The organism is Klebsiella sp. WP4-W18-ESBL-05 (assembly GCF_014169075.1).
Classification (GTDB): domain Bacteria; phylum Pseudomonadota; class Gammaproteobacteria; order Enterobacterales; family Enterobacteriaceae; genus Kluyvera; species Kluyvera ascorbata_B.
In genome coordinates, this window is the sequence record NZ_AP022057.1 from 2,943,621 (window position 1) to 2,958,109 (window position 14,489).

Genomic DNA, 14,489 nt, shown 5'->3' on the forward strand with positions numbered 1-14,489 from the left:
CGTTAATTATGCGGATTCAAGCATCGCCCAAGGCTGCTGCTGCGCGCGCATCGCGGCCTGATGACCGGCGAGTGTGCCAAAAATAATAATATCAGCGACGGCGTTTCCGCCAATGCGGTTACCACCGTGAATACCGCCAACCACTTCACCCGCCGCGAACGCGCCAGGAATCACCTGTTTGTTCACGTTCAATACGCTGGTTTCAGTGTTGATGGTGACGCCGCCCATCGTGTGGTGAACGCCCGGCGCAATCTGAATGGCGTGGAACGGCCCTTCATTGATTGGCGCACGCAGCGCAGTTTTACGGCCAAACTCTTCGTCATCCTGTTTTTCTACCGCTGCGTTATAGCGGGTCAGCGTGTCGAGGAACGTCGCCTCGTCTAATCCCAGCTTCGCGGCCAGCTCGGCGGCGGTACTGGCGCTGGTGACCAGGCCTTTGGCGATGTATTCGTCTGCCGCTTTGTTTTTGGTGCGGACGTGTTCATCAAAGACGATATACGCGTAGTGCTCCGGCAGCGCGATAATGGCCGCCGAGACTTTATCGCGTGTTTCCATCTCATTAAAGAAACGGCTCCCTTTCTGATTGACCAGGATAGCGCCGCCGCCGCGGATGGATTCAGACACCAGGTAAGACGTTTTTTGCTCTACCGTCGGGTGAATCTGGATTTCACCCATATCCACCGTACCCGCGCCGATGCGTTCCAGCAGCGCAATACCACCGCCGGTCGCGCCTTTGTGGTTGGTGGTCACGAAGCCCGCTAGATCCGGACGGTATTTCACTACCATCTCGCTATTGGCGCTGAAGCCGCCGGTCGCCACGATAATGCTGCGCGTTGCAATGGTGATGTTTTCCTGTTCATCGGTCAGCAGACGCACCGCTGAAACTTCACCGCCGTCCATCACAATATCGACCACCGAAGTGTCGAGCATGACGTCAATCTGGCGTTTTGTGACGTTACGCACAAGACCGCTGATGAGATAGCCGCCAACGGCTGAACCGTCTTTCGGACGGTGAGTACGGTCAATGCTCATACCGCCGGTGGTGGTAATATCGTTCAGCATGATGCCACGGTCGGCCAGCCACTCGATCGCCTGCGGCGCGTTTTCGACAAAGCGGTGCAGCAGCGCTGGGTTGTTTTTGTTTTTGCCACCTTTCAGCGTTTCTGCGTAGAACAGCGCCTTGCTGTCCTGAATGCCTTTCACGCGCTGGAAGCGGGTTTCCGCCGCGTTCATCCCGGCAGACGCTTTGATGGTATTCCCGCCAATAGTCGGCATTTTTTCGACAATCAACACGCTTGCGCCGTCGTCATGCGCCTGAATTGCCGCCGCGAGGCCCGCGCCGCCGCTGCCAACCACCACAACGTCATAGGCTTTCGGCGTTGCGTTGTCGCCCCTCTCTTCCGCCATCAGCGCTTTGCTGGATTTCACCATCGCTTTCGAGACGGCTTTTTTCACCGCTTCGCTCTGGCTGGTCGCGCCCGAAATAGCGTCGACGTGCGGGGTATTGGCATCAAGAATACGCGAACGGATCTCTTCAAAGCTGGTCACGAATTCAACGTCCTGATCGACACCCCCGGTCAGTTCGATATCGGCAATACGGTCGGTTTCCAGGCTAACGTTAATCACCAGTTCGCCGGCTTCATCCTGTACTTTTTCCACGAATACGCCCGGTTTAAATTTGGAAACCGTCATACTCATATCACGGATCATCGCTTCAACCAGCGAGAAGCGCCACAGCGGTTCCGGGATATTCAGCGCTTCGCGCTGGGTGCTATCAATAAACAGATCCAGCGTCTGGTCATCGGCAATACGGTCGGCCCAGTCTGGATAGGCAATGCAGGCGCGGCCGACGGCAACGAGGTCGTAACCGTGGTCCATGGCGCTATCAACGTCACTCGCATTCACCACGCCGCCTACGCCCATCACCGGCACCTGCGCCAGCGTTTCTGAACGCATCGCAACATATTTTTCAATCAGCGGGGTGGGGTCGTTGGTTTCAACAATCGACGGGCGCAGGGTGGCGCCGACGGAGAAGTGCAGGTAGTCCAGACCACGGGCGGCCAGTTTTTCCAGCAGATACAGCGTATCTTCAAAGCGGATCCCCGGCACTTCCATTTCTTCCGGCGAGAAACGATAGCCAATGATAAAGGCATCGTCGGCGTACTGACGGACCATTTTGTGGGTGATGTCGAGCACCGCCAGCGGGAACTTCGCGCGATTGTCGCGGCTACCGCCCCATTCATCATCGCGCTGGTTGGAGTTCGGCGAGTAAAACTGTTGGATCAAATAGGTATTGGCACCGTGCAATTCTACGCCGTCGAAACCGGCCTGAATGGCGCGGCGAACGGCGTCGCCAAATTTACCGATCATGCTTTCCACTTCTTGCGCCGTCAGCGCGACCGGCGTGGCGGCCCCCTCACGCGGCGCGGCCACGGCGCTAGGGCCCACCGGCGTACGACCGCCGATCAGTTTCGGATCGACCATGCGACCGCCGTGGTAGATTTGCAGCAGCGCTTTCGAACCTTTGGATTTGATCGCTTCAGCAATCTTTGCCAGCCCGGCAATTTTGTCGTCGCTGTCGATGCCGAGCGCACCCGGGAACGCCAGCCCCAAATCGTCCACAAAGCAGCACTCGACGATGATGGTACCGATACGTCCGGCGCGGGCGCGGTAGTACTCAATCAGTTCGCTGCTGACAGAACCGTCGTAATAACCCGAGCAGGTCGTCATGGGTGCCATAAACAGGCGGTTTTTCAGCTCGGTGCCGTTCGGCAAGGTAAAAGCGCTAAGTACGCGATGATCGTTGTTCATACGAGTAAACTCCAAACTTTAAAATTAAAATCTCAGAATTCGGGATCGGGCTGTATTTGAGTTATTTGTTATGCCGATATCATGCTATTAATATAGCGATAATTTTAGTTACTAAAGCTATTACGTTAGTTATAAAACTATTTAATCCCACCAATAACACCAATACCCCCATAGTGTTACTAATTAAATTATATTTTATTCACAATTTTTTAATAAATATCAATGAACACATAACTTAAAAACCAGTGGACAAACCAGTAATGAGAAAGAATAAAAACACATAAAATCAATAAGTTAAATTACAAAAACATCGTTAACCAACCTCAAAAATAAACCATTAAATATGTTTTATCCGTTAAATAACCTATAATTCAACAGGGTTATTTTGATTCGCATAAAAATAACACCATGATTGTCTTTTTTTGATCGCGATCAATTGTAATGGCCTTCAAAAGCGCATTATATGAATATAAGAATTTTTCACGTTGGCGCTAAATAAAATAGCGCTAACGACCTATACTCAAAATTGCCTGCAGTACTTTTGAAATCTAAATAAAGTAAAAAAACTAAAAAAAGCAGAGCGGCAGTTTTTGCGAATCGAATTATTAACTACTTATAGAAGCGTAATATGAACGAGAAATCTGCGACATCGCCCTCGCCAACACCGGTGAGTAAACCGAAAGACGGGAAGAAAAACCGTCTCGTGATGATGGCACTGCCAATTATCGTGGCCGTGCTGTTGCTCTTTGTCCCCGTGCCTGATGGTCTGCCACCGTACGCCTGGCACTATTTCGCTATCTTCGTCGGCGTCATCGTCGGCCTGATCTTCGAACCGCTGCCGGGTGCCGTGATTGGTTTGACCGGCGTGGTCGCCATCGCACTGTGCAGCCAGTGGGTGCTTTTCAGCCCGGACCAGTTGGCCGATCCGAAATTCAAGCTTGCTGGTGCCTCCTTTAAATGGGCGGTCAGCGGTTTCGGGAACTCCACCGTATGGCTGATTTTCGGCGCCTTCATGTTCGCCGCAGGCTATGATAAAACCCGCTTCGGCCGCCGCCTGGCGCTGATTCTGGTCAAATATCTTGGCCGTCGCAGCCTGACGCTTGGTTACGCCATCACCCTGGCAGACCTGCTGCTGGCACCGTTCACGCCGTCCAACACCGCGCGTAGCGGCGGGACCATCTATCCGATTATCGCCAACCTGCCGCCGCTGTACGGTTCAAAACCCAACGATCCCAGCGCTCGTAAAATTGGTTCTTATCTGATGTGGGTGGCGATTACCGCAGCCTGTATCACCAGCTCAATGTTCTTGTCCGCTCTGGCACCTAACCTGCTGGCGCTGGCGCTGGTGAAAAGTATCGTCGGCATTAACATTTCCTGGGGCACCTGGTTCATCGCCTTCCTGCCGCTGGGCGTGCTGCTGATCCTCACCATGCCGCTGCTGGCCTACTGGTTCTACCCACCGGAAGTGAAGGTTAACGATGAAGTGCCGCTGTGGGCCTCTCGTGAACTGGAAAAACTGGGCAAACTGTCACGCAATGAAATTCTGCTGCTGGTCTTCGTATGCTGTGCGCTGATGATGTGGATCTTCGCCGCCGCGTGGATTGAGCCGGCCATGGCCGCTCTGCTGATTATCGGCCTGATGCTGTGGACAGGCGTACTGGAGTGGAACGACATTACCGGCAACAAAGCCGCCTGGAACACCTTTGTCTGGTTTGCCACCCTCGTCGCGCTGGCCGACGGTCTCTCCTCTACCGGCTTTATCGGCTGGCTGGGTAAAGAAGGCGGCATGCTGATGAGCGGCATCTCGCCGGGCGTCGCGACCATCGTCCTGCTGCTGGCGTTCTACCTGCTGCATTACCTGTTTGCCAGCACCACCGCGCACACCACCGCGCTGCTGCCTGCGATGCTGACCATCGCCTCCACGATCCCTGGCATGAATATGGAAGTCTTCGTGCTGCTGATGGTGACCTCGCTGGGTATCATGGGGATCATCACCCCGTACGGTACCGGCCCCAGCCCGATTTATTACGGCAGCGGCTACCTGCCAACCAAAGATTACTGGCGCCTCGGCACCATCTTTGGCGGTATCTTCCTGGCGGCCCTGCTGCTTATCGGCTACCCGTGGATGTCTATGATGTTCTGATTCATAACCGTCGGTGGGCAACCTCCGGCGGTTTTATTTTTATGGAGTGAAGAGCTATGTCAAACAAACCTTTTGTCTACCAGGACCCCTTCCCGCTGTCGCACGACGATACCGAATACTACCTGCTGAGCCATGAACACGTTTCCGTGGCCGAATTTGACGGCCAGGAAGTGCTGAAAGTTGCCCCCGAAGCGCTGACCCTGCTGGCTCAACAGGCGTTCCACGACGCGGCGTTTATGCTGCGCCCGTCGCACCAGAAACAGGTCGCCGCCATTCTTAACGACCCGGAAGCCAGCGAGAACGATAAATACGTCGCGCTGCAGTTCCTGCGCAACTCCGAAATCGCCGCAAAAGGTATTCTGCCAACCTGTCAGGACACCGGCACCGCGATCATCATGGGCAAAAAAGGCCAGCGCGTCTGGACCGGCGGCGGCGACGAAGCTGCGCTGTCCCAGGGCGTGTACAACACCTATATCTCAGACAACCTGCGCTATTCACAGAATGCCGCGCTGGATATGTATAAAGAAGTCAACACCGGCACCAACCTGCCGGCGCAGATCGACCTCTACAGCGTTGACGGCGACGAGTACAAATTCCTGTGCATCGCCAAAGGCGGCGGCTCAGCCAACAAAACCTATCTGTATCAGGAAACCAAAGCGCTGATCACCCCGGCGAAGCTGAAAAACTACCTCGTCGAGAAAATGCGCACCCTCGGCACGGCAGCCTGCCCGCCCTACCACATTGCGTTTGTCATCGGCGGCACGTCCGCAGAATCCACGCTGAAAACCGTCAAGCTGGCCTCCACCCGCTACTACGACGGTTTACCAACCGAAGGTAACGAGTACGGTCAGGCGTTTCGCGACGTGAAGCTGGAACAAGAACTGATGGAAGAAGCCCGTAACCTCGGCCTCGGCGCGCAGTTTGGCGGCAAATACTTTGCCCACGACATTCGCGTGATTCGTCTGCCGCGTCACGGTGCGTCCTGCCCAATCGGCATGGGCGTCTCCTGCTCTGCCGACCGTAATATCAAAGCGAAAATCAACCGCGACGGCATCTGGATTGAAAAAATGGAGCACAATCCGGGGCAGTACATCCCGGAAGCGCTGCGCCAGCAAGGTGAAGGCAATGCGGTCAGCATTAACCTCAACCAGCCGATGAGCGACATTTTAGCCCAGCTTTCTGCACATCCTGTGTCTACCCGCCTGTCGCTTAACGGCACCATCATTGTTGCCCGCGATATCGCACACGCGAAGCTTAAAGAACTGCTCGATAACGGCGAAGACCTGCCGCAGTACGTGAAAGACCATCCGATCTACTATGCGGGTCCGGCGAAAACACCGGAAGGCTATGCCTCCGGCTCCCTGGGCCCAACCACCGCGGGCCGTATGGACTCGTATGTCGATCTGCTTCAGTCTCACGGCGCAAGCATGGTGATGCTGGCCAAAGGCAACCGCAGCCAGCAGGTGACCGACGCCTGCCACAAACACGGCGGTTTCTACCTGGGCAGCATCGGCGGCCCGGCAGCGGTACTGGCGCAAACCAGCATTAAGAGTCTGGAATGCGTGGCCTATCCTGAGCTGGGCATGGAAGCTATCTGGAAAATTGAAGTCGAAAACTTCCCGGCCTTTATCCTGGTGGATGATAAAGGCAACGACTTCTTCCAGCAGATTCAGAATAAACAGTGCGCAGGTTGCGCTCAGCGATAAGCAACACAGCCTCGATTAAGGGGCTGTCGTGTTCTGCTCAACAATCACAGCCCGCCGACGACACATCATGTACGTCGGCGGGCTGTTTCGAATACAAAGCTAGCCATAAGCCACTCAGCACGCATTACCCTCCTCTAGCCTCGATAATGCCTCCGTTCGGGAATATTTCCCCCTCAGGGTGAAAAATGCGATCTCATCACTTTTGTATAGTAAACAAAATATCTACACTGTGCCCCATATTCATTTCAACCGATGACGGGGAATCAACATGAGACTAGGGCTGGATATTGGCGGTACAAAAATTGAGGCGGTGATACTGGACGAGCACGGCGAAGCCATATACCGCCAGCGTTACGCGACGCCAAAGCAGCATTACGAGGAATTCTTACAGGCGGTAATAACCGCCGTTCACGATGCGCAGGCCAACGCACGGCAACCGCTTACCGTCGGGCTGGGAATACCTGGCGCAGCAGGCCGCGATGGGCTTATCAAAAACTCAAATATTCTGGTGCTCAACCAGCAGCCGTTTGTGCAGCACCTGACGCAGCGTCTTGAGATGCCGGTCGCCGTCACCAATGACGCCAACTGCTTTACCCTCTCTGAAGCAATCGACGGCGCGGGCAAAGGCTATGGCGTGGTCTTCGGCGTGATCTTAGGCACCGGCTGCGGCGGCGGGCTGTGCGTTGACGGCCGCCTTATTAGCGGGCCAAACGCCTGCGCGGGCGAATGGGGGCACAACGTCCTGCCACACTACCAGCCGCAAAAAGACGGTGCCAGCGACGTTTGCTACTGCGGGCAAACCAACTGTATCGAGAGTTTCATTTCCGGTAGCGGCCTGCAGCGACAGTATTTTCAGAAATTTAGTAAACATGATAAAGTGCCGGATATTATTTCTCAGATGAATGCTGGAAATACGGTGATTGGTCAGCTGTGGGATCGCTATCAGGATCAGGTGGCGCGCTCGCTGGCGGGGATCGTGAACACGCTTGACCCGGATGCCATTGTCCTTGGCGGTGGAGTGTCCAATATTCCGCAACTGTATACGGGCTTGCAGGAACGCATTGCGCAATACGTATTTGGCAAACAGTGCTGTACCCCTGTCGTTCAGGCGCGCCACGGCGACAGCAGCGGCGTACGCGGTGCAGCCTGGCTCGGAGCGCAGCCGCACTAAATAACGTTGGGAGACAGATGGCTAAAGCAGTCAGAATTCGCGATATCGCCGCCGCGTGCGGCGTTTCCCCCGGGGCGGTGTCCCGGGCGTTGAAAGGTCAGCCAGGCCTGCGGGAAGAGACCCGGCAGCGGATCATCGCCGCTGCCGAGCAGCACGGGTATGATTTCTCGCGTTTACGCAGCGACAAAATCAAACGTGTGCTGTTTTTACTGCACCGTCAGCACAACATCAGCCGCGCTCTGCCGTTCTACTCGCCGCTGTTTCTGAGCCTTGAAGCGCAATGCCGCGAACAGGACATTGCCCTCAGCTTCCTCGCCACCGGCCCCGGCGACCCGCTGGCCGAGCAGGTTCTGCGCCATCAGCCCGACGCGATGATCTGCGCCGGTTTTTTTGAGCCTGAGCTGCTGGCGATGCTGGAACAGCTGAAACTGCCGCTGGTATTGGTCGATCTGTGGTCTCCAGGCCTCCCCTGCATCAATCCGGACAATGTACAGGGCGGCTATCTCGCTACTCGTCATCTGTTGGCACAAGGGCGTCAGCGCATTGCATTCCTTGCCAGCACGCTCGCCCACTACAGCATTCGCCAGCGCGAGCAAGGCTATCGCCAGGCGCTGTACGAAGCCCGTCGTCTCATGCCGCCGGAGTACGAAGCCATCGCCCTTCCGCAGCTTGATACCGAGCAGGCACTGGTATGCGCCATAAACGGACTGTTCGATCTTGCCGAGCCGCCGGACGCCATTTTCGCCTACAACGATGCCACTGCGCTGCTGGTCCTTCGGGTTTGCGCCGAACGCGGTCTGCGGGTGCCGGAAGACGTCGCGCTGGTGGGGTTTGATGATATTGAACCTGCCGCCTGGTCGCAGCCGCCGCTCACCACGGTGGCCGTCGACAAGCAGCAGCTCGGCCGCGAAGCGCTTAACGTGCTGCTGGCCGAGCGCAAGGAGGCAAGCGTGCTGCTGCCGGTGTCGCTGGTGATACGCGCCAGTTCAGGCGCGCGAAATGCTTAAAGCGCGCGCCAGATAAGCAACGCAATGCCGCCGAACAGCAGCCATTTAACAATATAGTAGACCGTTTTATTCCATTTTTTCAGCCGTTTACCAACAATTCGGATCTGATAAATATAGCGAAAACTGCGGTTAATACCGCCAATACGGTCGCCGGTGTCATTCGGCGCGGCGGCCGCGCTCATCAGGTTGCGCCCCAGCCAATGGTTCACCTTCTGCGCCCACCCGTAGCGCATCGGCCGCTCGATATCGCAAAACAGGATCAGGCGATTCTCACCACTGGTATTTTCCGCATAGTGAATATAGGTTTCATCAAACAGCACACCCTCTCCATCTCGCCAGCTGTAACGTTCCCCATCAACCTCAATAAAGCAGCGATCATCGTTAGGCGTTAACAGCCCAAGATGGAAACGCAACGATCCGGCATACGGGTCACGGTGGCGCGGCAGCCGGCTGCCATCTGGTAGCGTGGCGAACATCGCCGCCTTCACGGAAGGAATACCGCGCAGCAGTTCGGTCGTTTTCGGGCACAGGGCGCTGGCCGAGGGATGCGCCTCTTCATACCACTTCAGGTAAAAACGCTTCCAGCCGGTTTTAAAAAACGAATTAAAGCCCGCGTCATTGTATTTTTCCGCCGCTTTAATCTGCTCAAGATTTTGCAGGTGCAGCCCTTCATCACGAATGACCTGCCAGTGCTGTTTCAGCACCGCGAGCTCGGGAAAGGCATCGGGGCGCAGATACGGCTGGTTAGGCACACGGGAAAAAAGATACATAAAACCGTTCAACGGCGCGGTGAACGTGGAGTGATCGGAAAGCTGACGCCAGAAACGAAAACGAACCTTCCCTCTGAGATGCACGTACAGTACAGAAACTATAATTATCAGCAGAATGACGTACTTCATGTTGTCTCACCCGACCATTGGTTGTTTTTTACACATTTCGTATGATGGCCTCTGTATCACGGAAAGCAGCGGCTAAAAAATCTTAGCAAAGAAATACCGCGCTGCACGCGATGCCAGCATAATCGGCTTACATTCTGTGCATTCATGCAAATTTCTTTGTCATGCCACTCATGACATAAGCTAATACTCAAATGTTGTATCTATGTCCATTTTTACCTCTATAAGGAGGAAAAATGATGCGTTCCCCGATTGATGAAGCTATTTTCTTAGTGATTTATTAGTGATAATATTCTCAAAATTTTGAGATGGTTGACGGAATGTATTCATTAACGTTTACAAAACAAGCTATTCGCTACGCTCTGGTGGGACTGGCAAACACGGCTGTCACAGCCATTGTCATTTTTTCACTAATGAAAATGAATATTGGCCTCTATACATGCAATATTATAGGTTACATAGCGGGAATAATATTTAGTTTCGTTGTTAATTCTAAATTTACTTTTTCCTCGCAACTATCAGCGGAAAGGTTCATAAAGTTTTTGCTGGCCTGTCTTGCTTGCTGGCTTCTGAATGTGGCAGCAATAAAATTATTTCTTATGAACTTTCCCGAAGAAATATACATTTCGCAGCTTATTGGCATGATTGTCTACACCTGCGCTGGTTTTTTAATTAACAAGTTATGGGTAATGAAATAATGAATCCTCCAAAGCTAGAAATAATTGTACCATGTTATAATGAAGAGCTTGCCTTCTCTCATTGTTTAATTGAATTAGAAACTATTTTAAACAATTTGATTAGCGAGAATCTCGTTGCTAACACTAGGGAAGGTGCGAATAAGCAGGTCATTTCTTCCCAAGCTGACTCGCTGATTAAAATTTCGCGGATCTGGGCCGATTTTTTTCCCGCAAACACATCGAATCAGCCTATTTAGGCTATTTTTTCCACCATTTCTGGCGTTATTTCCGGTTTTTACTGAGATCTCTCCCACTGACGTATCATTTGGTCCACCCGAAACAGGTTGGCCAGGGTGAATAACATCGCCAGTTGGTTATCGTTTTTCAGCAGCCCCTTGTATCTGGCTTTCACGAAGCCGAACTGCCGCTTGATGATGCGAAACGGGTGCTCCACCCTGGCACGGATGCTGGCTTTCATGTATTCGATGTTGATGGCCGTTTTGTTCTTGCGCGGATGCTGCTTCAAGGTTTTTACCTTGCCGGGACGCTCGGCGATCAGCCAGTCCACATCCACCTCGGCCAGCTCCTCGCGCTGTGGCGCTCCTTGGTAGCCGGCATCGGCTGAGACAAATTGCTCCTCTCCATGAAGCAGATTACCCAGCTGATTGAGGTCATGCTCGTTGGCCGCGGTGGTGACTAGGCTGTGGGTCAGGCCACTCTTGGCATCGACACCAATGTGGGCCTTCATGCCAAAGTGCCACTGATTGCCTTTCTTGGTCTGATGCATCTCCGGATCGCGTTGCTGCTCTTTGTTCTTGGTAGAGCTGGGTGCCTCAATGATGGTGGCATCCACCAAAGTGCCTTGGGTCATCATGACGCCTGCTTCGGCCAGCCAGCGATTGATGGTCTTGAACAATTGACGGGCCAGTTGATGCTGCTCGAGCAGGTGGCGGAAATTCATGATGGTGGTGCGATCCGGCAGGGCGCTATCCAGGGATAATCGGGCAAACAGGCGCATGGAGGCGATTTCGTACAGGGCATCTTCCATGGCACCGTCGCTCAGGTTGTACCAATGCTGCATGCAGTGAATACGCAGCATGGTCTCCAGCGGATAGGGCCGTCGGCCATTGCCCGCCTTGGGATAAAACGGCTCGATGACAGCGGTCATATTCTGCCATGGCAGAATCTGCTCCATGCGGGAGAGGAAAATCTCTTTTCGGGTCTGACGGCGCTTAGTGCTGAATTCACTATCGGCGAAGGTGAGTTGATGGCTCATGATGTCCCTCTGGGATGCGCTCCGGATGAATATGATGATCTCATATCAGGAACTTGTTCGCACCTTCCCTAGCGCTATTGTATTTGTCGATGACGGTAGCGCTGACTCAACGTGGCGCTTGATCAAAGATGCATCACAAACATCTCCTGTAGTTAAAGGCTTAAAATTATCCTGTAATCGTGGCCACCAGATAGCACTGATCGCGGGATTAACCCATTCAGATGCAGATATCGTCATCAGTATTGATGCAGATTTGCAGGATGATACCTCTGTAATCAAAACGATGGTAAAAGATTACTGGAGTGGATATGACGTTGTCTATGGTGTACGAAATGACAGACTCTCCGACTCTTTTTTCAAAAGGAAGACTGCAGAAGGTTTCTACGGGTTGATGAAATTAATGGGGGTAAAACAAGTCCCAAACCATGCTGACTATAGGCTATTGAGCAGAAGAGCGCTTGACGCTTTACTGCGATATAAAGAGCAAAATATTTACATTCGCGGATTGGTTCCTTTATTAGGATTCAAAACAAAAGAAGTTTTCTATGCGCGTTCAGAGAGAGTGGCTGGGGAATCCAAGTATCCCTTACGAAAAATGGTTGCATTAGCCATAGAGGGAATAACCTCACTGAGCGTAACCCCTTTACGGATTATTTCTTTAACTGGCCTTTTCATCAGTTTTATTTCAACAATTGCGGCAATTTATGCCATCGCTGAAAAAATAGCCGGAAATACTGTAGAGGGATGGACATCTGTTATGATCGCCATATTCTTCCTGGGTGGCGTGCAAATGTTTTCTATAGGCATCATTGGCGAGTATATTGGTAAAATTTATATAGAAACCAAGGAAAGACCGAAATATTTCATTGAGGAGCAAACTGGAAATAGCAATGAATAAATATATTAAATATTGTATATTACCGGCTATCGCAGCGTCGACTATATTTTATGTTTATCTTTCATTTGTCGTTTCGGCAAATAGTGACAATATGTCATCGCTTCTTATTGCAAAGGATATCGCTGAGGGTAATCTAAGATTAGATGGCTGGTCAATGTCTACACAGTCATATCTTTTTTCAGATATCATATGGACTGCCTTAGTTATTAAGATGATTGGATATCATCCAATCATTGTGCATGCAATTCCAGGCATACTTTATTGTTTTATATCTTTTGCGGCTATAAGATTAGCTTCATTAAATGGTATTAAATCGGCACTTTTAATACTACCGACCATATTAATACCCACGCACTTCACTGTTGCGAATTCCGATCAATTAAATATTCACATTGGCATTTATGCCCTATCGGCATTGTCATTACTTATTTTTAACTCAAAAAGAGAAAAAATCAACTTACCCACCATCATTGGGCTGTCAATTATTGCAGGGCTATTTGCAGAATCAGATAAACTTCTGCTAGTTATTTTCATTCTACCCGTAATGATTGCTTCCGTATTGCATTTGATATTATTCAAACGGCAACAATATTTAAAATTCCTGGCATTTGCACTTTTAAGCGCTATTTTTTACAAGCTATTTGGCTTATTGAATCCACATATATTTGCATACACTACACCAGGAATTGGAAGTCAAGGCTTCGCTTCTGTCGACGCCATGTTCACAAACACGAAGTTATTGTTGGATGGTTGCTTCCGATATTTTGGTGCCGATCCCGAAAATGATAACGTACCTGTAAATATTTTTAGAATTCTATGTCTGGTGTCTTTCGCCATGGTGTTTTCCTACTCTGCCATTAGCAGATGGAAGTCATCATTCATTGATACCATACTTGTTTTGTCTTCTCTAATGCCCGTTTGTGCATTCATATTTAGTACTGTTGCTATTGATGAAAACTCTACTCGATTTGTATTTTTCTCTTTTTATTCATCATCTATACTTATCGCTAGGACTATTGTACTTAAAAAAGAAACACTTATCGCAATCCCTGTCATCATTGCGCTTTCATTAGCGAATCTGGCCTCATTTACTGGCAAAAAAGAAACTGATGAAAAATACTACGCCAGGCTTGGTGCTTTTTTAGAACATAACAACCTAAAATATGGATATGCATGGTTTTGGTCTGCATCAATAACAAGCGCAATCAGTAACGTTCACGTTTATCCCGTAGAAATTTTTGACGGGGTAAAACCAATGATGTGGCTCTCAAAGAAAGAATGGTTCTCGAATAAGGGCAATTTTGTTTTAACAAGAAATGCAGAAGAATATAATGCCGCGTTAAATCAATTTGGTACACCGGCTAAAGTTATAGACTTCGAAAGAACAAAAATCTTAGTATGGGACACGATCATCTTCCCTCCTAACGGCTATTCCATTAGCAGGATTAATAAAGGAACGCTACCAACTATAAGTGGCGAATATAAAGATGGTGAAGTTCGAGGAACGGATCAAGAAGGATTCGTATTATTTGGCCCATATATTCCTTTAAATAAAGGAACATATAAATTGACGATTAAGGGTCACGGTTCCAAAAATGGAGATGTCATCGATATTGTAGACAATTCAAAATCAACCGTCATTTACATGGCTGAACTATCATTTGATAAAAACGGTGAATTCTCGACAAAAATAAATTTACCTGAAGATTTTAATAGTGTCGAGTTAAGGGTTCACACCAAAGGGAATCCAGACCTGGCAATCAAAGGATATTCAATCCTACCTGAGTAACTGCCGAATTCCCCCTGTACACGTTTTGTGTACAGGGGGATTTTCTGAGCACTTCTGATGTATTAACCAGGGTTATATCATTTAGCGCGCATCGCCCCCCTGATATTCATATTCT

At 50.9% G+C, this 14,489-nt stretch carries 11 protein-coding genes; 7 read left to right on the top strand and 4 right to left on the bottom strand.

The genetic code is table 11. The features are described from left to right. Positions 1 to 6: 6 nt before the first annotated feature. Complete coding sequence (locus H7R58_RS14285) at positions 7 to 2,811, bottom strand: flavocytochrome c (protein WP_182930379.1); 2,805 nt, start codon at positions 2,809 to 2,811, stop codon at positions 7 to 9. Between the two features lie 628 nt (positions 2,812 to 3,439). Here H7R58_RS14285 and H7R58_RS14290 point away from each other — a divergent pair. From H7R58_RS14290 to H7R58_RS14305, 4 genes are all read left to right on the top strand, one after another. Beyond that, positions 3,440 to 4,954, top strand: coding sequence for an anion permease (locus H7R58_RS14290; RefSeq protein ID WP_187143850.1), 1,515 nt, complete (start codon positions 3,440 to 3,442; stop codon positions 4,952 to 4,954). 56 nt (positions 4,955 to 5,010) lie between these two features. Further along, positions 5,011 to 6,660: a class I fumarate hydratase FumA gene (gene fumA / locus H7R58_RS14295; protein WP_182930378.1), complete on the top strand. Its 1,650-nt coding sequence runs from the start codon at positions 5,011 to 5,013 to the stop codon at positions 6,658 to 6,660. 268 nt (positions 6,661 to 6,928) lie between these two features. After that, on the top strand, positions 6,929 to 7,831 hold the full coding sequence (locus H7R58_RS14300) for an ROK family protein (RefSeq protein WP_182930377.1): 903 nt from the start codon (positions 6,929 to 6,931) through the stop codon (positions 7,829 to 7,831). A 17-nt stretch (positions 7,832 to 7,848) separates the two neighbouring features. Next, positions 7,849 to 8,838: a LacI family DNA-binding transcriptional regulator gene (locus H7R58_RS14305; RefSeq protein WP_106929997.1), complete on the top strand. Its 990-nt coding sequence runs from the start codon at positions 7,849 to 7,851 to the stop codon at positions 8,836 to 8,838. Here the strand turns inward: H7R58_RS14305 and lpxO are convergent. Beyond that, positions 8,835 to 9,737: a lipid A hydroxylase LpxO gene (lpxO, locus tag H7R58_RS14310; RefSeq protein WP_106929999.1), complete on the bottom strand. Its 903-nt coding sequence runs from the start codon at positions 9,735 to 9,737 to the stop codon at positions 8,835 to 8,837. The two genes, H7R58_RS14305 and lpxO, sit on opposite strands and share 4 nt — an antisense overlap. A 317-nt stretch (positions 9,738 to 10,054) precedes the next feature. On the opposite strand from lpxO, the gene H7R58_RS14315 reads away from it, so the two are divergent. Then, on the top strand, positions 10,055 to 10,432 hold the full coding sequence (locus H7R58_RS14315) for a GtrA family protein (protein WP_227673956.1): 378 nt from the start codon (positions 10,055 to 10,057) through the stop codon (positions 10,430 to 10,432). 86 nt (positions 10,433 to 10,518) lie between these two features. On the opposite strand, the gene H7R58_RS25495 is transcribed toward H7R58_RS14315, so the two are convergent. Together H7R58_RS25495 and H7R58_RS14320 are read right to left on the bottom strand one after the other, a co-directional pair. Then, positions 10,519 to 10,725 (bottom strand): hypothetical protein, encoded by a 207-nt coding sequence (locus H7R58_RS25495; RefSeq protein ID WP_320108679.1) that lies wholly within the window; start codon positions 10,723 to 10,725, stop codon positions 10,519 to 10,521. Next, on the bottom strand, positions 10,707 to 11,687 hold the full coding sequence (locus H7R58_RS14320; RefSeq protein ID WP_000019445.1) for an IS5-like element ISKpn26 family transposase: 981 nt from the start codon (positions 11,685 to 11,687) through the stop codon (positions 10,707 to 10,709). Before H7R58_RS14320 ends, H7R58_RS25495 begins: the two co-directional genes overlap by 19 nt. 25 nt (positions 11,688 to 11,712) lie before the next feature. Here H7R58_RS14320 and H7R58_RS14325 point away from each other — a divergent pair, with 25 nt between their 5' ends. Continuing rightward, on the top strand, positions 11,713 to 12,585 hold the full coding sequence (locus tag H7R58_RS14325) for a glycosyltransferase family 2 protein (protein WP_227674982.1): 873 nt from the start codon (positions 11,713 to 11,715) through the stop codon (positions 12,583 to 12,585). Next, a complete protein-coding gene (locus tag H7R58_RS14330) occupies positions 12,578 to 14,374 on the top strand; it encodes a hypothetical protein (protein ID WP_182934408.1) in 1,797 nt (598 codons plus the stop codon). The genes H7R58_RS14325 and H7R58_RS14330 overlap by 8 nt, the downstream gene beginning before the upstream one ends. Positions 14,375 to 14,489 lie beyond the last annotated feature (115 nt).

What these genes read in the sequence shown, in the direction of transcription:
- H7R58_RS14285 (WP_182930379.1), bottom strand. Translation starts at nt 2,811, where the DNA reads ATGAACAACGATCATCGCGTACTTAGCGCTTTTACCTTGCCGAACGGC.
- H7R58_RS14290 (WP_187143850.1), top strand. Translation starts at nt 3,440, where the DNA reads ATGAACGAGAAATCTGCGACATCGCCCTCGCCAACACCGGTGAGTAAA.
- fumA (WP_182930378.1), top strand. Translation starts at nt 5,011, where the DNA reads ATGTCAAACAAACCTTTTGTCTACCAGGACCCCTTCCCGCTGTCGCAC.
- H7R58_RS14300 (WP_182930377.1), top strand. Translation starts at nt 6,929, where the DNA reads ATGAGACTAGGGCTGGATATTGGCGGTACAAAAATTGAGGCGGTGATA.
- H7R58_RS14305 (WP_106929997.1), top strand. Translation starts at nt 7,849, where the DNA reads ATGGCTAAAGCAGTCAGAATTCGCGATATCGCCGCCGCGTGCGGCGTT.
- lpxO (WP_106929999.1), bottom strand. Translation starts at nt 9,737, where the DNA reads ATGAAGTACGTCATTCTGCTGATAATTATAGTTTCTGTACTGTACGTG.
- H7R58_RS14315 (WP_227673956.1), top strand. Translation starts at nt 10,055, where the DNA reads ATGTATTCATTAACGTTTACAAAACAAGCTATTCGCTACGCTCTGGTG.
- H7R58_RS14320 (WP_000019445.1), bottom strand. Translation starts at nt 11,687, where the DNA reads ATGAGCCATCAACTCACCTTCGCCGATAGTGAATTCAGCACTAAGCGC.
- H7R58_RS14325 (WP_227674982.1), top strand. Translation starts at nt 11,713, where the DNA reads ATGAATATGATGATCTCATATCAGGAACTTGTTCGCACCTTCCCTAGC.
- H7R58_RS14330 (WP_182934408.1), top strand. Translation starts at nt 12,578, where the DNA reads ATGAATAAATATATTAAATATTGTATATTACCGGCTATCGCAGCGTCG.